This window comes from Serratia sp. Nf2, assembly GCF_003028435.1.
Lineage (GTDB): Bacteria > Pseudomonadota > Gammaproteobacteria > Enterobacterales > Enterobacteriaceae > Serratia > Serratia marcescens_L.
In genome coordinates, this window is record NZ_PYTW01000002.1 from 59,674 (window position 1) to 79,909 (window position 20,236).

Sequence of the window (20,236 nt, forward strand, 5' to 3'; positions counted from 1 at the left end):
CGCGTCATTATATCGGGGACGACCCCAGTGGTAGGAGGCCGTCTCATGGCCTGGATTATTCTGCTTATCGCCGGTTTGCTCGAAGTGGTTTGGGCTATCGGTCTGAAATACACCCACGGTTTTACCCGGCTGACGCCGAGCATCATCACCATCGCCGCGATGGTGGTCAGCATGTTGCTGTTGGCCAACGCCATGAAAACGCTGCCCGCCGGCACCGCCTATGCGGTGTGGACCGGCATCGGCGCGGTGGGCGCGGCCATCATGGGCATGGTGCTGTTGGGGGAATCGACCAATATCGCGCGTATCATCAGCCTGTGCCTGATCGTGGTCGGCATCCTCGGGCTGAAGTTCAGCAGTCACTGATCGGCGGGTTGCTGCACCCAGATCAGCGCATCGGTGGCGAAACCGTAGCCTTTGGCCGTCTGCAATAAGCTGTCGCGTACGCCGGCGTCAAGCGTCGGAGTGCGCGACAGGATCCATAGATAGTCGCGGTTAGGGCCGCAAACCAGCGCGTAGCGGTAGTCCGGGTCCAGGGCAATCACATTATAGCCGCCGTAGAAGGGGCCGAAGAACGACACTTTCAGCGCCGCGACCTGCGGTGAGCCGATAAAGTAGGCTTTGCCTTCGCTTTCTTGCCATTGCTGTTTCTGCGGATTGAAGCCGCGATTGATGACTTTCAGCCCGCCGTCGGCGCGTGGGCTGTAGTGGGCGGTCACCTGCTGCAAACCGCGTTCAAAACGATGATCCAGACGCGCGATTTCGTACCAGGTGCCGAGATAGCGCTGGCTGTCGAAATTGTTCACGACCTTGATGTCTTTGGGCGGGGAGACGCTGCGGGCGACGGAGAGCAGGGCGGAAAGCATGACGCTAAGCTTTGACCATAAACGCATCGGTGACTCCTGTTTACCGGGGGCGAGTAGACAGTGTAGCCGATGAGCAAAGGGCGGCCAACGGGCGTTGGCCGCCTGAGCGGTTTACAGGGTGACGACGCCGATAACGGTGACCACGCTGAGGATCGCCGCCAGACCGTAGAACACCCATTTGCCGGCCGGTACGTGGATCTTCAGATCGTGCATCGCATGGTGGATGCGGTGCAGGCCGCACCACAGCGGCAGAATGATCATCAGCAGCAGGAACAGGCGGCCGATCAGGCTCTGGCAGAACGCCAGCACGCGCTCGTAACCCAGTGCTTCACCGGGGAACAGCCCCAATGGCAGCAGAATGCCGACCAGCAGCACGATGGCCGGCGCGACGATCGCGCCCCACATGCCGCCGGCGCCGAACAATCCCCAGAAAACCGGCTCGTCGGAGCGTTTAGGTGCTTGATTTATCATGTTTCCTCCGGATTAGATCAGGGCCACGGCCAGGATGACCACGCTGACGACGATCGTGACGGCCCACAGCCCTTTCACGATGGGGCCCGGTCCCATTTTCTCGCTGTTGACCACGATATTGGCGGCCTTCGGCGCCAAATCGAACCAGGTTTTGGTGTGCAGCGCCGCCGCCAGCAGGGCGACGACGTTGATCAACAGCACCAACGGGTTCTGCAAGAAGCCGACGAAGCCGGCCCAGCTCTCGGCGCCGCCCTTCAGCGCGAACACGCCGTAGAGCAGCACGATGCTGAACCAGACCGCCAGCACCGAGGTGCCTTCGCGCAGCATGTAGAAACGGTAGAAGCCGAGTTTTTGCCACCAGGTGGGCGTCATGGTGCGCACATAGGGCTTACGTTGAGTTGTCATGGCAATTTTCTCCCTTATTGCGGCTTCAGCATGGCGATCATGAAGTCTTTGGCGCTCTCCACCTTGCCCTGCTGGATGGCGGCGGCGGGATCGACGTGTTTCGGGCAGACTTCGGAGCAATAGCCGACGAAGGTGCAGCTCCAGACACCGTTTTGGCCGTTAAGCTGCGGCATGCGCTGTTTCTTGCCGTGGTCGCGGTTGTCCAGGTTGTAGCGGTGCGCCAGCGTGATCGCCGCCGGGCCGATAAACTCAGGGTTGAGGCCGAACTGCGGGCAGGCGGCGTAGCACAGGCCGCAGTTGATGCAGCCGGAGAACTGGTGGTACTTGGCCATCTGCGCCGGGGTCTGCACATTCGGGCCGTCCTCCGGTTTGCGATCGTTGCCGATGATGTACGGCTTGATCGCCTCCAGGCTTTCGATGAAGTGGGTCATGTCCACCACCAGATCGCGCTCGATCGGGAAGTTGCCCAGTGCTTCGACCTTCATGCCGCCGACGTAATCGCGCAGGAAGGTTTTGCACGCCAGCTTCGGCACACGGTTGACCATCATGCCGCAGGAGCCGCAGATCGCCATGCGGCAGGACCAGCGGTAGGAGAGATCCGGCGCCAGGTTGTCCTTGATGTAGCCCAGGGCGTCGAGCAGCGAGGTCTGTTCGTCGTAAGGCACGGCGTAGGTGACGAAATGCGGCTCGGCGTCGCTTTCCGGGTTATAGCGCATGACTTCGATCTTCAGGGTTTGCATCTCAGCCATTTGCCTGCTCCTTATTCTTTTTCTCCTGCGCTTCGGCTTCTGCGCCGTAGACGCGTTTGGCCGGCGGCAGCTTGGTGATTTTCACGTCGCTGTATTCGAGGCGTGGCGCACCCTGCGGGTTATGGAACGCCAGCGTATGTTTGAGGAAGTTGACGTCGTCACGCTCGGTGCAGCCTTCGTCCAGGCGCTGGTGAGCGCCGCGCGACTCTTTGCGGTTAAACGCGGAGTGCGCCATGCATTCGGCGACGTCCAGGCCGTAGCCCAGTTCGATGGTGTACAGCAGATCGGTGTTGAACACGCTGGAGTTGTCGGTGATGTTGACGCGCTTGAAGCGCTCTTTCAGCTCCGCCAACTTATCGATGGTTTTTTGCATCAGCTCCGGCGTGCGGTAGATGCCGCAGCCTTCTTCCATCGACAGCCCCATTTCGTCGCGGATCTTCGCCCAGTTTTCATTGCCTTCCTGCTTCATCAGGTTGCTCAGACGGGTTTCGACGTCGCGGGTTTGCGCATCCAGCGCGCTGCCGTTGGCCGGCGCGGTTTCCAGCGCGCGGCGGGCCGCTTGCTCACCGGCGACGCGGCCGAACACCACCAGTTCTGCCAGCGAGTTGGAGCCGAGACGGTTGGCGCCGTGCAGGCCGACGGAGGAGCATTCGCCGACCGCGAACAGCCCCTTGATGCGGGTTTCGCAGTTCTGGTCGGTTTCAATGCCGCCCATGGTGTAGTGCGCGGTAGGGCGCACCGGGATCGGATCTTTCACCGGATCGACGCCGACGTAGGCCTTGGCCAATTCGCAGATGAACGGCAGCCGCTCCAGCAGCTTTTTCTCGCCCAGGTGGCGCAGATCGAGGTAGACCACGTCGCCGCGCGGGGTGGCGATGGTGCGGCCGGCGCGCCATTCGTGCCAGAAGGCCTGGGACACTTTGTCGCGCGGGCCCAGCTCCATGTATTTGTTCTTCGGTTCGCCCAGCGGGGTTTCCGGGCCCATGCCGTAATCTTGCAGATAGCGGTAGCCGTCCTTGTTTACCAGGATGCCGCCTTCGCCGCGGCAGCCCTCGGTCATCAGGATGCCGGAACCGGGCAGGCCGGTCGGGTGATACTGCACGAACTCCATGTCGCGCAGCGGCACGCCGTGGTGGAACGCCATACCCATGCCGTCGCCGGTAACGATGCCGCCGTTGGTGTTGTAGCGGTAAACGCGCCCGGCGCCGCCGGTGGCCATCACCACCGCGTTGGCGCGGATCTGCACGCGGGTACCTTCCATCATGTTGAGCGCCACCAGGCCGCGCGCCTGGCCGTCATCCACCAGGATATCCAGCACGAAGTGCTCGTCGAAGCGTTGGATCTGCGGGTATTTCAGCGAGGTCTGGAACAGGGTGTGCAGCATGTGGAAGCCGGTCTTGTCGGCGGCGAACCAGGTGCGTTCGATCTTCATGCCGCCGAAGCGCCGAACGTTGACTGAACCATCCGGTTTGCGGCTCCACGGGCAGCCCCATTGCTCAAGCTGGGTCATCTCGCGCGGGCACTGATGCACGAAGTGATCGACCACGTCCTGCTCGCACAGCCAGTCGCCGCCGGCGACGGTGTCGTTGAAGTGGTAGTCGAAGGTATCGTGATCCTGGGTGACGGCGGCGGAGCCCCCCTCGGCGGCGACCGTGTGGCTGCGCATCGGGTAGACCTTAGAGATCAGCGCGATTTTCAGTTGGGGATTGGCTTCCGCTGCGGCTATTGCTGCACGTAAACCAGCGCCCCCGGCCCCAATAATGGCAAGATCGGCGTTAAAGGTTTGCACTGCATTCCTCCAATGTTCTTGTTAAGAACGGCAAGTTAAATATCTATGCTTAAAATTTAGCGAACTCTTCGGGTGCTAACTAATTGAACCGATTAATGTTGCTTAAAGGTTAAGGATAGATATCTCCCACCAATAATGGGGAATTAACTATACCTAAAGTTAAGTAGTCGAAATTTGATGTGATCGATTGTTTTGTCGATTAACGCTAGCCCAACAGGCTTGTCTGTTTTTTTGCGCGTTCGGCCTGCTTTACCCTTTTTAACGCGCTTTTGCCGCCCATTTATCGGAAATTGGCGTTATGGCCGGTTGTGCATCGTGAAGAATTTGTTTGGCTGCAAGGATGCGAGTAGACTGCATCCCCTGTTTGATTTCGGAGTTAATTACCATGAGCGAAACGGCAAGCTGGCAGCCTAGTGCACCCATCGCCAATTTGTTGAAACGCGCAGCGATTCTGGCTGAGATCCGGCGTTTCTTCGCCGATCGTGGCGTGCTGGAAGTTGAGACGCCCACCATGAGCCAGGCGACGGTCACCGACGTTCACCTGTTCCCGTTCGAGACGCGTTTCGTCGGGCCGGGGGCGGCAGAGGGCCTGACGCTATACATGATGACCAGCCCGGAATATCACATGAAGCGCCTGCTGGCGGCGGGCAGCGGCCCGATCTACCAAATGGGGCGCAGCTTCCGCAATGAAGAAGCCGGGCGGCATCACAACCCGGAATTCACCATGCTGGAGTGGTACCGTCCGCACTACGACATGTACCGCCTGATGAACGAAGTGGACGATCTGCTGCAACAGGTGCTGGACTGCGAGAGCGCGGAGACCCTGTCTTATCAGCAGGCGTTCCTGCGCCATCTGGACATCGATCCGCTGTCGGCGGAGAAGGCGCAGCTGCGCGAAGCGGCGGCCAAACTCGACTTGAGCAACATCGCCGATACCGAAGAAGATCGCGATACGCTGCTGCAGCTGCTGTTCACCGTGGGCGTGGAGCCGCATATCGGCCGTGAAAAGCCGGCGTTCGTTTACCACTTCCCGGCCAGCCAGGCGGCGTTGGCGGAGATCAGCACCGAGGATCACCGTGTGGCGGAGCGTTTCGAGGTGTACTTCAAGGGCATTGAGCTGGCGAACGGTTTCCGCGAGCTGACCGACGGTCGTGAACAGCAGCAGCGCTTCGAGCAGGACAATCGCAAACGCGCGGAGCGCGGCCTGCCGCAGCAGCCGATCGACTACAACCTGCTGGCGGCGTTGCAGCACGGCATGCCGGAATGTTCCGGCGTGGCGCTGGGCGTGGATCGCCTGGTGATGCTGGCGCTGGGCGCCGAGAGCCTGAGCGACGTGTTGGCTTTCCCGGTCGGGATCGCCTGACGTTTCAGGCGGTGAGAAAAGCAAAAGGGTCGGCATTTGCCGGCCCTTTTTTTATCGCGAGAAGCGCTTACAGGCCCCCGGCGTCGCGCTTGGTGTTCGGCGCCGGCGTGGACGGCGGCGTACGGCCGTTGTTGGTCAGCCGCGACAGCGTCTCGGTGCGCACCTGGAACGGCGGGTACGGCAGCGTGATGCCGTGCTCGCGGTAGCCCGCCAGGATCAGCTGGTGGATCTCGTGGCGCAGCGGCATGCGGTGGCCCATCTCGGCGGCGTAAATACGCATCTCGAAGATCTGGATGCCCTGTTGCAGATCGACCAGGTAAACCTCCGGCGCCGGGTTATCCAGCACCAGCGAGCAGCGCTCGGCGGCGTTCATCAGGATCTTGGTCACCTCTTCGCTGTTGGCTTCGCCCGGCGCCGGCACGGTCAGCACCACACGGGTCAGATTATCCGACAGCGACCAGTTGACGAACTGCTCGGTGATGAAGGCTTTGTTCGGCACGATGATCTCTTTGCGGTCCCAGTCTGAAATGGTGGTGGCGCGGGTGTTGATCTTGGTGACGGTGCCGGTCAGGTTGCGGATCGTCACGGTGTCGCCGATGCGGATCGGTTTCTCGAACAGGATGATCAGGCCGGAGATGAAGTTGGAGAAGATCTCCTGCATGCCGAAGCCCAACCCCAGACTGAGCGCGGTAACCACCCATTGCAGTTTCGACCATTCGATGCCGATCCAGGCGAAGCTGAGCACCGCGCCGAACACCAGCAGCAGGTACTTGGTGATGGTGGTGATGGCGTAGCCGGTGCCCGGCGTCAGATCCAGGTGCTGCAGCACAGCCAGCTCCAGCAGCGCCGGCAGGTTGCGCACCAGCTGCATGGTGATGATCAACACCAGAATGGCGATCAGAACCGCACCGAGGGTGATCGGATGGGCGGTTTCCACGCCGTTCACCGTCGAGGTCACGTCCCACAGCGAGATGTTTTCCAGGAAGGCGAACGCGGAGTGGATCTCCGACCACAGCACGATCACCGACACCAGCGCGATCAGCGTCAGGATCGAACGTACCAGCCGCAGCGACTGGGCGCTGATGGTGTCCAGATCGAAGTCCGAATCGTCCGGATCGATGGCTCCTTCGGTGCTGTTCGGGGTGTGCGAGGTTTCGTCTTCGCCGCGGGCGCGCTGGGCCAGAATGTCGGCGCGGCGCTGTTTGGCGCGATCGAAGGCGATGCGCCGCCGTTGGATCAACATCCAGCGGCGGATGATGTGGTAGATGACCAGCAGCAGGAACCAGATCGCCACCGAGGTTTCCAGGCGCGCCAACAGCGCCTGCGCGGTGGTGAGGTAACCGACGGTCGAGGCCAGCGCCGCCAGCAGCGGCGCCGACAGCAGTAGCCCCCAGAAGGCGCTGTTGAGCATGTTGTCGCCGGAGCCGTTTTTATCCAGATACAGCGGGATGCCGGCGCGCTTCAGGCTATGGGTGACCAGCGCCAGCGCCAGACACAGCAGGATGAAGCACAGCCGTCCCAGCGTGTTGGCGAACTCGCGTTCTTTCAGGCTATCGAAGGTGATCAGCGCCATGATCAGCGGCACGATCAGCCAGATCGACATCTTGTAGTAGCGCATGGCGCGCGAAACCTGCTTCGCCGGCCAGCGGAAGTGCACGATGAACAGCCCCTGCGGGTGGGCAAAGGCGGCGCAGATCATGCAGAGCCACAGGATCGGCAGCGTGGCGGTCACCCCTTTGCCGATCGCTTCCGCCACCGGGTAGTTCCAGGCGCTCTGCAGGCCGTAACCGAGCGCGGCCCACAGCACCGGCAGCGGCATTGCCACCAGAATCGACCAGAACACGGTGCGCACCGTCAGGAAGAATTCGTCCTGCGTCACCTTGCCGACGCGGCTGCTGGCGCGCTCGAGGAAAGCGTGATAGTGCTTGCGCGAACTGATGCTGAAAATCACCAGCAGCAGGGCGCCGAAGATCGGGATCAGCGTTTCGCGGCTGGTCACCATCATCATGAAGGCGCCGCCGAGCTGCGACAGCGTGTCCAGCGACAGGACGCGCGTCAGATCGTGCGCCACGTTGAGCGGATAAGAGAAGTTGATCGGATTGACGTCCGGTACCCAGAACAGATAGCGGTGCGTGGCGTCGCGAATTTCGTTCAACGCTTCGATCAGTTGGGTGTTGGCCACCTTCAGCTTGGTCAGCTCGAGGATTTGGGTGTCGCAACCGGACAGCAGCGAGTTCAGCAGCTCGCGCTGGGTGCGCAGCTGAGCATCGACGATGCGTTGCTCCTGGTTGGTCAGCGCGCTGCCGTCGTCGCGTTTGAATTCGCGCTGCGACAGTTTTTCCAGCTGATTTTCAAACTGCAAGCGCTGCACGCGCAGCTGGGCCATGTCGCCGTCCAGCTGTTGCGGTTTGGGCATTTCCGGCAGCGTCGCCACCTGGGCGCGCAGGGTTTCCCCCAAAGCCGACGATGAGCCGAGCCACTGGGCCTGTTCGATGATGGTGCTCAGCGCCTGACGCACCTGCAGCGTCTGCGCCGCCGCCTGCCGCTGCTGCGACGAAATCAGATCCATGCGCTGAGCCTGGCTGTTCAACGCGGCGGACAGTTCGCGGTTGATCTGCAGCTGTTGGCTGATGCTTTTTGGCAAATCGCCGTTCTGCTCGGCCAACTGCTCGGTTTTTTCCAGCGCCAGTTCCGCTTCGCGTTGGCGTTGGGCATTGAGGTTGTTGCGCAGCGCCTGCAGCTGAACGTCTATTTTCTCGTGGCGCTTTTTATAGACCTCGGCGCGCATACGCGCCAACTCCTGACGGTTGTTGGCCGACAGCTGCGCCAGCTCCAGCTCGTCCACTTTGGCTTTGCGCGCTGCGGCTTCGGTCTGCAGCAGGGCCAGAGCGGCCTGCGCGTATGGCGTGGTCGGGTTGGCGGGCTGCGCCTGCAGACGGCGCTGCACTTCCGTCAGCGCACGGCGGGCGTCGGTCTGCTGCTGCGGCAGTTGGCCGAGCGAATCGCTGATTTCCCGCGTGCGATCCTGCTCTTGCTGCAGCAGGCGCGCCTGTTCCAGCAGCAGGCTGCTGGTTTGCAGGATCTGCTGTTCCAGCTCGGCGGCCGGCAGATCGTCGCCGTTCGGCAGGATCTTGTTGCTTTCCAGTACCAGCTGACGGCGCAGTTCCTGCGTCATCTTCGGGAAATCGTCGATCACTCTCTGATACTGCTCGGAGCGAGTCTGTGACTCTTTACGCTCCGTCAGCCAGTTGAGGGCGCTTTGCAGCGCCTCGGTGGTCTCCGCCTGATTCGGCGCGTTTTTGCTGCTTTCCGCCTGCTTCAGCTCCTGTTTGAGCTGGTTCTCGGTCGGCACGGGGGCGGCCAGCGCCGGTTGCCACAGCAGGCAACCGAGCAAAAGCGTGATGATCAGGCGCACGGCGTCGATTCCTTTAGAGCGGGGTCTGTGGTGTTTCAGCGGCGGCCGGGATTTCGGCGAAGGCCTCACCCATGCGGGTGACGCTGCCGTTATGTAACTGCGGCGCGAACTGCACGCTACCTGCGGTAAACAGGTTGATCACCGTGGAGCCGAGTTTGAAACGGCCCATCTCGGCGCCTTTTTCCAGCGCGATGGCGCCTTCTTCACCGGCGGCCGGGTAGGTCCAGCGTTTGATGATGCCTTCGCGCGGCGGCGTAACGGTGCCGGCCCAGACGGTCTCGATGCTGCCGACGATGGTGGCGCCGACCAGGATTTGCACCATCGGCCCGATGTCGGTGTCGAACACGCAGATCACGCGCTCGTTGCGCGCGAACAGGTTAGGCACGTTGGCGGCGGTGAGCGGGTTGACCGAGAACAGATCGCCCGGCACATAGATCATTTCGCGCAGCACGCCGGCGCACGGCATGTGCACGCGGTGGTAGTCGCGTGGCGCCAGATAGGTGGTGGCGAACAGGCCGTTGCGGAACGGCTCGGCCAGCAGGTAGTTGCCGGCCAGCAGCGCTTCCAGGCTGTAGTGGTGGCCTTTGGCCTGGAAGATTTGGTCCTCGCGGATCGGGCCGAGCTGGCTGATGGCGCCATCGGCGGGCAGCGCCAGCCAGTTGGCGTCGGCGACGATCGGGCGCGCGCCGTCGCGCAGCGGGCGCACGAAGAAGTCGTTGAAGGTGGCGTAAGACGCCAGGTCCGGATTTTTCGCTTCCTGCATATCGACGCGGTAGAAGCGGGCGAAGGCCTTGACCACCAGTTGGGTCAGCCAGCCGGCCCGTTTGTCGGCGCCCCAGCCCGCCAGGCGGGTCAGCGCCAGCTTCGGCAGCCAATATTGCAATTTAATCTTGATGCTATCCAGCACGTTAACCTCGTGAATCAGGGTAAAGGGCGCGCATTGTAACGAGGGCTCCGCCGTCGTCAATGCCCGCCCGTCAGTGTCAGTCTGCGGCGTCCGTGAAGTTCTTGCGAACCTTCACCTGCGCCATGCTTTCCAGAATGCGGTGATAGTTGTCGAAACGCTCTTCCGCGATATCGCCTTTCTCCATTGCCGCGCGGATGGCGCAGCCGGGATCGGTATCGTGGCGGCAGTCACGGAATTTGCAACCGCCTAAATAATCACGGAATTCGACAAATCCGCGGGTAATTTGTTCCGGCTCCAGGTGCCACAGGCCAAACTCGCGCACCCCCGGGGAGTCGATCACGTCGCCGCCGTGCTGGAAATGGTACAGCCGCGCGGCGGTGGTGGTATGTTGCCCGAGGCCCGAGACGTCGGAAACCTGATTTACCAGAATTTGCTCATCAGACGGCGGCAGCAGCGCGTTAAGCAGGCTGGACTTGCCGACCCCCGACTGGCCGGCGAAGATGCTGATGCGCCCGGCCAGCGCCTGTTCGAACTCCGCCATGCCTTCCCGCGTTTGGCTGGAGACTTCCAGCACCCGGTAGCCAATCTTGCGATAGATATCCATCATGCCGTCGACCAACTTGCGCGCTTCGGCGTCCAGCAGGTCAATTTTGTTGAGCACGATCAGCGGCTCGACTTCGAGCGTTTCGCAGGCCACCAGATAGCGATCGATGATGTTCAGCGACAGCTCGGGCAGGATCGCCGACACGATGACGATCTGATTGATATTGGCGGCGATTGGCTTCACGCCGTCGTAGAAGTCTGGGCGCGTCAGCACCGAGGTGCGCTCGTGCACCGCCTCCACGATGCCCTTCACCCCTTCATGGGTGCCCAGGCCGGGGCGCCACACCACGCGATCGCCGGTGACCAGCGATCGCAGCGTGCGGCGGATGTTGCAGCGGTGCTGAGTGCCATCCGGCGCCTCAACGTCGGCGTGCATGCCGAAACGGCTGATGACGACGCCTTCCTGTGGCTCGCCCAGTTGGGAATCATCCGGTTCCGGTTTGTTATCAGTGCGCTTCAGGCGACGCTGATGGTTCGCCTGCACGCGGCGTTGCTGACCTTTGGACAGTTTGTTCTTACTCACTGCGCCTCACTTGACTCGGTTTTATACCTTTACACGTACGGCGGCGGTAGGGGATTTCCCCGGCCGCAGCCTTGAACCCATAGGGGTATATGTCGCCCAGGGCGACCAAAAAGACTATGATACACGCTATTTTATATTAAATAACCGTTGTTAGCCGCCGGCTGCGGCGCGTCGCCACCGGCGGCGCCCGTCGTCTCGTCCGCACAGCGTTTTTCTCTCGGCTTTTAGGCAGGAAACATCATGACAGGAAACGAAAATAACCTGATTTGGATCGATTTGGAGATGACCGGGCTGGATCCCGAGCGTGACCGCATTATCGAGATCGCCACGCTGGTCACCGACGCTAACCTGAACATCCTGGCGGAAGGGCCGGTGATCGCCGTGCACCAGTCCGACGAGCAGCTGGCGCTGATGGACGAGTGGAACGTGCGCACCCATACCGGCAGCGGGCTGGTGGAGCGGGTGAAAGCCAGCCGCCAGGATGATCGCGCCGCCGAGCTGGAAACGATAGCCTTCCTGCAACAGTGGGTGCCGGCCGGCAAATCACCGATCTGCGGCAACAGCGTGGGCCAGGACCGCCGTTTCCTGTTCCGCTATATGCCGGAGCTGGAGGCCTACTTCCATTACCGCTACCTGGACGTCAGCACGCTGAAGGAGCTGGCGCGCCGCTGGAAGCCGGAAATTCTCGCCGGTTTTAAGAAGCAGGGCACCCATCAGGCGCTGGACGACATCCGCGAATCGGTGGCCGAACTGGCTTATTACCGCGAACATTTCATTCAGCTTTAAGGCGATGGCGGCCCCTCTGGGGAAAAAACGCCGGTTTAGCCGCTTAATTCGCCAATCTGGCGCTTTAATCGGCAATCAAACAAAAATCGCGTTTTTTTGCTTTCAGGGGCTTGCGACAAAAAGGATTTCTCGTATAATGCGCACCCCGTACCGATGAAGAATTTCGTAACGTTCCACCATCGATACGCCGGGCGGGAATAGCTCAGTTGGTAGAGCACGACCTTGCCAAGGTCGGGGTCGCGAGTTCGAGTCTCGTTTCCCGCTCCAAAATTATACGCTGTAGAGTTTTCTGCAGATGACGAAAAAGGGGCTTTTGCCCCTTTTTCGTTTTTGTATTTCTCCCGCGCCTGTTATGTGCCGCAACGTCGAATGGCCCATCTTACGGTGTTTCTTTCGTTTAAACGCCTCTCTGCATCATACCGTTCTTTCTCTGTTGTTGACTCGGGTATATATAGCCAGGCGGTTTCTCTCGTGCTTATTTAATAAAAAATTAAAATGAATTATTTTTTATCATTATTTATTTTTATTAAATCCCGCCTGATAAGTTAAGGAGTTTCTGAATTTTCGATTTTTGGGAATCTATCGTTTCTTTATATTGGGTTTTCAATGTTATGTTGAATGAAACCAGGCGGATATCATCCCTGGTGATGTAAATACGATGGGGTTGAATCAAGAAAATCCATAGCTGAATTTGCGATCCCGTTCGTTTTACATGGCGGAGCATGTTGCGTCCGCATTCGACAAGCTCCGCCCTTCCGGCGAGCCCAGGCAGTCATTGCAAGCGGTTTGCGTTCCCTAAGTCAGACGTTGCAAGTGCTCGGCACACGGAGCCTCATGAAATGGAAATTTGTCAGACGACCTTTTTGGTGCGTTTCGAAACGATTCAATAATATTTGAATCGCTGCCGGCGTGCGCGGAAGGCTGGAGGAAATAATAATGAATCATGTATTTCGCAGCGTATTCAATTCGGCTTTGCAAGTATTTCAGGCCGTGTCTGAGTTGACCGCAGGGCGCGGTAATAATGGGCAGGAGAGGGGGGCAGCTCCCTTGCCCCAAGCCCTTACGCATCCCGTATTCCGCTATAGTGCCGTCACGCTGGCGTTATTTAGTTCGGGTTTCAGCGTTGCTGAGGAGCATGGGCAAATCGTTTTGGACGATCCTAAAGGCAATGTCCAACTCATTCTCGCTCCCGGCGATACGGTGAACCACACTGGTCACGGGGCCGCCGTTTTGGTATCTCAGGTTGGCAATAGTTTTGCTGGCGACAACATCACCATTCGCGCGGACTCCACTGATAGCGGTGATACCCCTGCCGTGTTGGCGCGGGCTGGTGGCGTGGTGTTCTTGAGCAAGAGTACCGTCGAAGGCGTCGGAACCGGCAATAATGCCCACGCACTGTATGCACGAGATGTTGGCAGCAGTATTGCAGGTACGGGCGTCACATTATCCACAGAAGGGCCCAATTCGCACGGCGCGATGGCGCAGGCCGGCGGAAAGATCATATTAAATGGCGGGGTTATCACGGTGACGGGGGCCTCAAGTAGTGGTTTGTACGCGAAAGACGCAAAAGCCAACATTACGGTGAAAAACGTGACGATCAGCTCAGCTAAAGGGAGAGGCGCCTACGCAGGTCCAGGGGCTTCGATTCGTTTGGACCATTCAACCGTCACCACTCAAGGAGACAATGAGGCGGCGATTTATGCGAGTGGTGCAAACGCGTTGATTACCCTGCAGGATACCGACGTCTCTTCAGCAAAAGGGCCCGCCGTCATTGTGCAGAGCGGCACCGTCGACATTACGGGAGGCACGCTGACGGCGGCGGGTGATGTGGTCAGACTGACGGCTCTCTATAACGGCCCTTCTCCCACGGTAACGATAAGCGACGCCAAACTGATTACAGGCGGCGAGTTTAGCTATGGTCTCAATCTCAATACGAAGAATTCGCGCGCCGACATTGAAAATGTGCAGATCCTTGCGCAGGGTCCTTATGGTTCCGGCGCCTGGTTACCTTCAGTCGGTACCCGCCTGACGGCAAACCGCTTCGATATTCGCGCCGCTTATCTCGGTATAGATAATCGTGCAGGAACGGTCTTATTGGATGAGGGCGTTTTGACGACGGAAGGCCGCAGTGGCCATGCGCTTTATGTGGCTGCCTTAGCCAATAACAAGGCCTCGACCACGGCGAAAAAAGTGCAGATAGAAACACAGGGTGCGGGGGCAGTCGGCGCGTTGTCGCGATTCAGTGGCTCGTCACTCGCTCTTGAAGACGTGAACATCAAGACCTATGGCACCGAGGCTTACGGCCTCTATGCCGTTGGGAAAGGGGCCAGTCTGACAGCGCTAAACACGACGGTCACGGCCTTAGGGGCTTCCTCGGCCGGTTTGTTCATCGGCAACAGCCCAACGGTCAACTTGAATAATGTCCACTTAACGACGACAGGGAAGCAATCACACGGTATCTGGAGCTATGCCACCGCCGAGGATACCACTAATACTCTCTTTTTGACCAAGGGGTCGCAGGTCGAGACGCAAGATGGCCTAGGGTTATTTGCCAACGGCGGCAATCATGCGTTCTTCCTGGAGCAGTCAGCCATCACGGCAAGAACGGAAGGCGACGAAGATCAAGGTCTACTGCTGTATGCCAAATCAGCCAGGATTACCGAACAAGGCGAAGAAAAAGAGATTCAAACGGGCACTGTCTTGTTGGATGCGAAGCATAGCCAACTAACGGGCGATATTCTGATTGATAGTGGCTCTGCCAACATTTTATTGAGCAACGCTTCCCTGTGGGTCGGCGCCGTGAACCAACGAGAACAAGGTCGCGTTAAACTTTTGGCGCTAGACAACGACAGTTGCTGGGATGTACGGAATAATTCCACGCTGGAGAGATTGGAAAATGACGGCACAGTGACCTTCTTGGCGCCAGGTGGCAATGGCCATTTCAAAACGGTGGCGGTTAATCACTACCAGGGCAACGGAACGTTGGTGCTGAATACCCGGCTCGGTGATGACAATTCGCCGACTGACCGGCTGGTGATTGATGGCGGAAAGGCGGAGGGGAAAAGCAAATTACGCGTTATCAATGCCGGTGGTAGCGGCGATTTTACTCAGCGCGGCATACGCCTGGTCGAGACGATTAACGGTGGCACAACGAATGTAGACGCGTTTCGACTTGATGCAGGTTCAACAGGTTATCGAGCGGGAACGGCTACTCTGGCCATCAATGGCTACGATTACAGTCTGGTGCGCGGCGGGAATCAAGGCGTGCCGGATGACTGGTATCTGACCTCGGCTTATACGCCGCCGGTCACGCCTCCCACGGTGGAACCCCCTGTGGTAACCCCGCCAATCACAGAGCCTCCGGCTATCGTGCCGCCGCCAGTTGCACCGCCAGGGGAAATTATTATGCCCCCGGTGGTTCCCGGTGTGAGCAATGTGTCACCGGAAAGCGGCGCTTATATCGGCAATCAGCTTGCCGGCGTCAGGCTGTTTATCCATAACCTGCGAGATCGCGTTCCGGTTTCTACAGAGGGCCATCTTGCAGCAGACGAACAGGGATTGTGGATTCGCTCCCAGGGGCGGCATGACAAAGGGATGAGCCTCGCGGAGGGGAGGGTCAACATGAAATCAGACAGCACGCTTCTGCAATTGGGCGGGGATGTTATCCATTTCCCTCTGAGTCACAATGGCGCAGCCCATGCAGGCGTCATGAGCGGGTATGGCACGGTGCGTACGCACTCGGTTTCTACCCTGATGTTGCCTGGTAACGATGTCAGCGCACAGGCAAAAGCAAAAGGGAAAATGTCAGGGTATACGGTAGGGTTGTATGCCACTGTTTATGAAAACGACGTAACCCATCATGGAGGGTATGCGGACGCATGGTTGCAATATGGCCGTTACTCCAATCAAATCGGCAGCGAGCTCGGAACGGTAGGCTACCATTCGAATGTATGGTCCGGTTCTCTGGAGATGGGGTATGCGGTAACGTCATTCGCAACCGGATCCGCGTTGGGTGGCCTGGTCATAGAACCGAATGCCCAACTGGTCTACAGCGATTACCGCGCCTCGGATGCGGTGTTGCAAGGCACACGGATGAGGAATAACGTAGACAACACGTGGTTTGCTCGCGCCGGTTTACGTCTCTACCCCCAGAATGAAACAGGCATTCGCCCTTTCCTGGAAACCAATTGGCTGCATCATGATGAAAAGGCTTCGGTACAAATGGGCAGTTCCGTCATGAGGGCTTCGCCAGCGCGCAACATACTGGAGATGAAGCTTGGCGCAGCGGGAAATGCAGGAGAGAAACTGCAGATATCCGGGCATGTGTTCGGGCAGGCGGGTCATAATGGCCAGCAGGGTTACGGTGGCATGCTGAACGCGCGCTACCGATTCTAACGATCCTGACGGGGGAGTATCAGGTAGGGTGACGCCGCGATCCCCCCCTTGGCCGGTCTCCGTGTTACATGGTCGCCGGTTTAACGGTATCTTCGATTGCAAATTGAGCAAACGCCCCGTATTTTGCATTTTTCACCATAGGGGGGGTTGCCAAGGCGCGATGACTAGTCCATAATGCTGTCCATCGATTGAGCTTTGTTTGAAAATTTCAATAAAATCAATCAGATAGGGATAAGTAATGTGTCTTATCTCCTATTTTCTATTCAACAATGTCGCGATGCGGCATGATGAATAAAAAAGCAGTACCTATGCGACGCGGGAATAGCTCAGTTGGTAGAGCGCAACCTTGCCAAGGTTGAGGTCGCGAGTTCGAGCCTCGTTTCCCGCTCCAAAAATTCAAAGGTCACGCCAGTGTTTGGTGGCCGGATGCCAAAAGCATCTCAATGCGGGAATAGCTCAGTTGGTAGAGCACGACCTTGCCAAGGTCGGGGTCGCGAGTTCGAGTCTCGTTTCCCGCTCCAATTTTCTCTTCGTTTCAAACTCAAATCCAACGCCTTATCCGGCGCGGGTTTTTGTCCCTTTTACATGCCTCGTAAAAATGTTGTGAACAGAGTTATCCACAGCCTCTGTACATAAACTCGCCTGCCTGAAAAATCAACGTCATACAAATTAAATATTTATCTCTCTGATTTATAAGTTTATTTATTTATCCCAAAACGTTATGCCGATCACTTGCTCTTTTTGTTGCAGTTGAAAGACAACGTGTTTTTATTTTTATGCACAAATCCACAGAGTGAGACATCCGGTGAGATGGCCGCGCGGCGCACGCCGTCAGGCGTCCCTCGGCAAACCTTTTTCCACAGCCCGTATCAGCCGTTTTTTCTGCGCCGTCTGCACCTCGACCCCCTGCGCTTCGCGGCGGGCGAGCTGTTGCGCCAGCGCCCAGTGGATATGTTCGTCCAGCATGGCGTCCTGGCCCAGGCGCGTGCGCAGTGCGAGCACGACGCTGTCCCCGTAGGGCGCATTGCCCAGCGCCACGGCGATATTGCGCAGCCAGCGCAGGTGGCCGATGCGGCGTATCGCCGAGCCTTCGGTGATGCGCAGGAACTTTTCTTCCGTCCAGTTGAACAGATCGATCAGCTGCGGCGCATGCAGCGTGGCGCGCGGGCTGAAATCGTCTTCGTCGGTGAGCTGCGAAAAGCGGTTCCACGGGCAGATCAGCTGGCAGTCGTCGCAGCCGTAGATGCGGTTGCCGAGCAGCGGCCGGAATTCCTCCGGGATCGCGCCTTCCAGCTCGATGGTCAGGTAGGAGATGCAGCGCCGGGCGTCTACGGTATAGGGGGCGACGATGGCGCCGGTCGGGCAGGTGGTGATGCAGGCGACGCAGCGGCCGCACTGCTCTTCCTGCGGCTTATCCACCGGCAGCGGCAGGTCGATCAGCAGCTCGCCGAGGAAAAACCACGACCCGGCTTCGCGGTTGAGAATTAGTGAGTGTTTACCAACCCAGCCGATGCCCGCCTTGGCGGCTAGCGCGCGCTCCATCACCGGCGCGGAATCGACAAAGGGGCGGAAATTCAACTCGCCGCAGTAGGCCTGGATCTGATCGCCCAGCTTTTTCAGGCGCTGGCGCAACAGTTTGTGATAGTCGCGCCCCAGCGCGTAGCGGCTGACGTAACCCAGCTGCGGATTTTGCAAGGTGCTGGCAAACGCCGCCTTGGCCGGCAGGTAATTCATGCGTACGCTGATCACCCGCAGCGTGCCCGGCAACAGTTCGTGAGGACGCGCGCGCAGCATGCCGTGGCGCGCCATCCATTCCATCTCGCCGTGGTACTGCTTGTCGAGCCAGGCCTGCAGTTTCGGCTCTTCGAGGCTCAGGTCGGTATCGCAGATGCCAACCTGTTGGAATCCTAGCGATTGCCCCCATTGCTTGATATGTTGGGCGAGTTGATGGAGATCGAGGGGGTGCGTCATGACGGGCCACAGTGAAAAAGCATACGCTGACAGTTTACCACACTCTGTCTGGCCTGCGGATTGGATCCGGCGCTCGGAACCCGCGGCGGCGGCCTCGCTCGGTATTTCTCTTTACGATTTGATGCAGCGCGCCGGTCAGGCGGCCTACGCATTGGCGCGCAACGCGTACCCCTCCCGCGACCACTGGCTGGTGCTGTGCGGCCACGGCAACAACGGCGGCGACGGCTATGTGGTGGCGCGCCTGGCGAAGGCGGCGGGCCTGCAGGTGACGTTGATCGCCTGCGAAGGCGCACGGCCTTTGCCGCCGGAAGCCGCAGCGTCCCGTCAGGCCTGGCTGGCCGCCGGCGGTGATATTCTGCCGGCGAACAGCCGCTGGCCGGCGTCCGTCGCTCTCATCATCGACGGCCTGTTAGGCACTGGCCTGGGCAGCGCGCCGCGTGCGCCTTACGACGCGCTGATAGAGGCCGCCAACCGCCATGCGGCGCCGGTGGTAGCGCTCGATATCCCGTCCGGCCTGCTGGCGGAAAGTGGCGCGGCGCCGGGCGCGGTCGTGCGTGCCGCGCACACCGTCACGTTCATCGGCCTCAAACCGGGGTTGCTGACCGGCCAGGCGCGCGACTGGGTCGGGCAACTTCATCAGAATGCGCTAGGCTTATCGGGTTGGTTGGCGAAGCAACCGGAGCAGATTCAGCGGCTTACCGCCGAGGTATTGCCGCGCTGGCTGCATCCGCGTCGTCCCTGCGCCCATAAGGGCGAGCATGGCCGCCTGCTGTTGGTGGGTGGCGACCGCGGGTTCGGCGGCGCCATTCGCATGGCGGCGGAGGCGGCGCTACGCAGCGGGGCGGGATTGGTGCGAGTGCTTACTCACATAGATCACGTCGCACCGCTGCTGGCGGCCCGGCCGGAGCTGATGGCGCAGGCGCTGGACGAGGCGACGCTGCGGCAGGCGATGCAATGGGCGGATGTGCTGGTGATTGGCCCGGGACTGGGCCAGGCTGAATGGGGCAAAAACGCCTTGAACGTGCTGCAAACCAGCGATAAACCGGCCTTGTGGGACGCCGATGCGCTGAACTTGCTGGCATTAAATCCCGAGAAACGGCAGAATCGCGTGATGACTCCGCATCCTGGAGAGGCGGCGCGGCTGTTGAGCTGCAGCACTGCCGACATCGAGAGTGATCGCTTACTTGCCGTGCGTAAGCTGACGGCGCGCTACGGCGGCGTGGCGGTGCTGAAAGGCGCCGGTACGCTGATCGCCGATGAGCAGGGGCAGATGGCGATTGCCGACGTCGGCAACGCCGGCATGGCCTCCGGCGGCATGGGCGATGTGCTGTCGGGCATCATCGGCGGTTTGCTGGCGCAAAAGCTCTCGCTGTATGATGCCGCCTGTGCGGGCTGCGTCGTACATGGCGCGGCCGGCGATCGCGTAGCGGAAAGACAAGGAACAAGAGGCATGTTGGCGACCGATTTACTGCCGGACATCCTTCATTTCGTTAACCCTGAGTGGGCAAAATAGACTTTATCGAATGAAAGAACTCGTTTTACCTCTACCAGACGAGGCAGCGACTGTCGCTTTGGGCACCACTTTGGCCAAGGCCTGCGATCGTGCCAGCGTCATCTATCTCTACGGCGACCTGGGCGCCGGTAAAACCACCTTCAGCCGTGGTTTCCTGCAGGCGTTAGGGCATCAGGGCAATGTCAAAAGCCCGACCTATACGCTGGTGGAGCCCTATGCCTTGCAGCCGCTGGCGGTGTATCACTTCGATCTGTATCGCTTGGCCGATCCGGAAGAGCTTGAATTCATGGGCATTCGCGATTACTTCGCGCAAGACGCCATCTGCCTGGTCGAATGGCCGCAGCAGGGCACCGGCGTGCTGCCGGAGCCGGATCTGGCGCTGCATCTTTGCTATCAGGGCGAGGGGCGAGAGGCGAAGATCGAGGCGATTTCTGCTTATGGCAGCCGGCTGTTAGACCGCATTCATGGATCACAGGGATGATG

General features: G+C 59.6%; 15 protein-coding genes and 3 tRNA genes. 9 read left to right on the forward strand and 9 right to left on the reverse strand.

Annotation, left to right across the window (positions count from 1 at the left end; all coding sequences use genetic code 11):
* Positions 1-45 precede the first annotated feature (45 nt).
* Entirely contained in the window at positions 46-363 is a 318-nt protein-coding gene (gene sugE / locus C9411_RS05295) for a quaternary ammonium compound efflux SMR transporter SugE (RefSeq protein ID WP_004929669.1), read from the forward strand.
* Here the strand turns inward: sugE and blc are convergent.
* The 5 genes from blc to frdA all read right to left on the reverse strand — a co-directional run bounded on the left by blc (position 357) and on the right by frdA (position 4,277).
* On the reverse strand, positions 357-890 hold the full coding sequence (gene blc / locus C9411_RS05300; protein WP_107226623.1) for an outer membrane lipoprotein Blc: 534 nt from the start codon (positions 888-890) through the stop codon (positions 357-359). The genes sugE and blc overlap by 7 nt on opposite strands.
* An 84-nt stretch (positions 891-974) precedes the next feature.
* Positions 975-1,334 (reverse strand): fumarate reductase subunit FrdD, encoded by a 360-nt coding sequence (gene frdD, locus C9411_RS05305; RefSeq protein ID WP_004929672.1) that lies wholly within the window; start codon positions 1,332-1,334, stop codon positions 975-977.
* A 12-nt stretch (positions 1,335-1,346) separates the two neighbouring features.
* A complete protein-coding gene (gene frdC, locus C9411_RS05310; protein WP_004929673.1) occupies positions 1,347-1,739 on the reverse strand; it encodes a fumarate reductase subunit FrdC in 393 nt (130 codons plus the stop codon).
* 14 nt (positions 1,740-1,753) lie between these two features.
* On the reverse strand, positions 1,754-2,488 hold the full coding sequence (locus C9411_RS05315) for a succinate dehydrogenase/fumarate reductase iron-sulfur subunit (protein WP_033648713.1): 735 nt from the start codon (positions 2,486-2,488) through the stop codon (positions 1,754-1,756).
* A complete protein-coding gene (gene frdA / locus C9411_RS05320) occupies positions 2,481-4,277 on the reverse strand; it encodes a fumarate reductase (quinol) flavoprotein subunit (protein WP_063991637.1) in 1,797 nt (598 codons plus the stop codon). The genes C9411_RS05315 and frdA overlap by 8 nt, the downstream gene beginning before the upstream one ends.
* Before the next feature lie 385 nt (positions 4,278-4,662).
* On the opposite strand from frdA, the gene epmA reads away from it, so the two are divergent.
* A complete protein-coding gene (epmA, locus tag C9411_RS05325) occupies positions 4,663-5,640 on the forward strand; it encodes an elongation factor P--(R)-beta-lysine ligase (protein ID WP_004929681.1) in 978 nt (325 codons plus the stop codon).
* A gap of 67 nt (positions 5,641-5,707) precedes the next feature.
* Here epmA and mscM read toward each other — a convergent pair whose 3' ends face one another.
* From mscM to rsgA, 3 genes are all read right to left on the reverse strand, one after another.
* Positions 5,708-9,055, reverse strand: coding sequence for a miniconductance mechanosensitive channel MscM (gene mscM, locus C9411_RS05330; protein ID WP_107226624.1), 3,348 nt, complete (start codon positions 9,053-9,055; stop codon positions 5,708-5,710).
* Positions 9,056-9,068: 13 nt separating this feature from the next.
* Entirely contained in the window at positions 9,069-9,962 is an 894-nt protein-coding gene (gene asd, locus C9411_RS05335) for an archaetidylserine decarboxylase (protein ID WP_107226625.1), read from the reverse strand.
* 76 nt (positions 9,963-10,038) lie between these two features.
* Positions 10,039-11,088 (reverse strand): small ribosomal subunit biogenesis GTPase RsgA, encoded by a 1,050-nt coding sequence (rsgA, locus tag C9411_RS05340; protein ID WP_038879228.1) that lies wholly within the window; start codon positions 11,086-11,088, stop codon positions 10,039-10,041.
* Positions 11,089-11,328: 240 nt separating this feature from the next.
* Here rsgA and orn point away from each other — a divergent pair, with 240 nt between their 5' ends.
* The 5 genes from orn to C9411_RS05370 all read left to right on the forward strand — a co-directional run bounded on the left by orn (position 11,329) and on the right by C9411_RS05370 (position 16,790).
* Complete coding sequence (gene orn / locus C9411_RS05345; RefSeq protein WP_033636776.1) at positions 11,329-11,874, forward strand: oligoribonuclease; 546 nt, start codon at positions 11,329-11,331, stop codon at positions 11,872-11,874.
* Positions 11,875-12,065: 191 nt separating this feature from the next.
* Positions 12,066-12,141: transfer RNA gene (locus C9411_RS05350), tRNA-Gly, on the forward strand.
* A 669-nt stretch (positions 12,142-12,810) separates the two neighbouring features.
* A complete protein-coding gene (locus C9411_RS05360) occupies positions 12,811-16,269 on the forward strand; it encodes an autotransporter outer membrane beta-barrel domain-containing protein (protein ID WP_107226793.1) in 3,459 nt (1,152 codons plus the stop codon).
* 315 nt (positions 16,270-16,584) lie between these two features.
* A tRNA-Gly gene (locus C9411_RS05365) sits at positions 16,585-16,660 on the forward strand.
* Between the two features lie 54 nt (positions 16,661-16,714).
* A tRNA-Gly gene (locus C9411_RS05370) sits at positions 16,715-16,790 on the forward strand.
* A 310-nt stretch (positions 16,791-17,100) separates the two neighbouring features.
* Here the strand turns inward: C9411_RS05370 and queG are convergent.
* Entirely contained in the window at positions 17,101-18,240 is a 1,140-nt protein-coding gene (gene queG / locus C9411_RS05375) for a tRNA epoxyqueuosine(34) reductase QueG (RefSeq protein ID WP_107226627.1), read from the reverse strand.
* Here queG and nnr point away from each other — a divergent pair.
* Both nnr and tsaE read left to right on the forward strand, forming a co-directional pair.
* Positions 18,239-19,753 carry a bifunctional ADP-dependent NAD(P)H-hydrate dehydratase/NAD(P)H-hydrate epimerase gene (nnr, locus tag C9411_RS05380; protein WP_107226628.1) on the forward strand — a complete coding sequence of 505 codons (1,515 nt, stop codon included), beginning with the start codon at positions 18,239-18,241 and terminating at the stop codon, positions 19,751-19,753. The genes queG and nnr overlap by 2 nt on opposite strands.
* Positions 19,754-19,763: 10 nt before the next feature.
* Complete coding sequence (gene tsaE / locus C9411_RS05385; RefSeq protein ID WP_063991631.1) at positions 19,764-20,234, forward strand: tRNA (adenosine(37)-N6)-threonylcarbamoyltransferase complex ATPase subunit type 1 TsaE; 471 nt, start codon at positions 19,764-19,766, stop codon at positions 20,232-20,234.
* Positions 20,235-20,236 lie beyond the last annotated feature (2 nt).

Bases quoted from the DNA above. Each gene is read 5' to 3' on its own strand.
- tsaE (WP_063991631.1), top strand. From the start codon at position 19,764: ATGAAAGAACTCGTTTTACCTCTACCAGACGAGGCAGCGACTGTCGCT.
- frdD (WP_004929672.1), bottom strand. From the start codon at position 1,334: ATGATAAATCAAGCACCTAAACGCTCCGACGAGCCGGTTTTCTGGGGA.
- queG (WP_107226627.1), bottom strand. From the start codon at position 18,240: ATGACGCACCCCCTCGATCTCCATCAACTCGCCCAACATATCAAGCAA.
- C9411_RS05315 (WP_033648713.1), bottom strand. From the start codon at position 2,488: ATGGCTGAGATGCAAACCCTGAAGATCGAAGTCATGCGCTATAACCCG.
- C9411_RS05360 (WP_107226793.1), top strand. From the start codon at position 12,811: ATGAATCATGTATTTCGCAGCGTATTCAATTCGGCTTTGCAAGTATTT.
- epmA (WP_004929681.1), top strand. From the start codon at position 4,663: ATGAGCGAAACGGCAAGCTGGCAGCCTAGTGCACCCATCGCCAATTTG.
- blc (WP_107226623.1), bottom strand. From the start codon at position 890: ATGCGTTTATGGTCAAAGCTTAGCGTCATGCTTTCCGCCCTGCTCTCC.
- sugE (WP_004929669.1), top strand. From the start codon at position 46: ATGGCCTGGATTATTCTGCTTATCGCCGGTTTGCTCGAAGTGGTTTGG.
- nnr (WP_107226628.1), top strand. From the start codon at position 18,239: ATGACGGGCCACAGTGAAAAAGCATACGCTGACAGTTTACCACACTCT.
- orn (WP_033636776.1), top strand. From the start codon at position 11,329: ATGACAGGAAACGAAAATAACCTGATTTGGATCGATTTGGAGATGACC.
- frdC (WP_004929673.1), bottom strand. From the start codon at position 1,739: ATGACAACTCAACGTAAGCCCTATGTGCGCACCATGACGCCCACCTGG.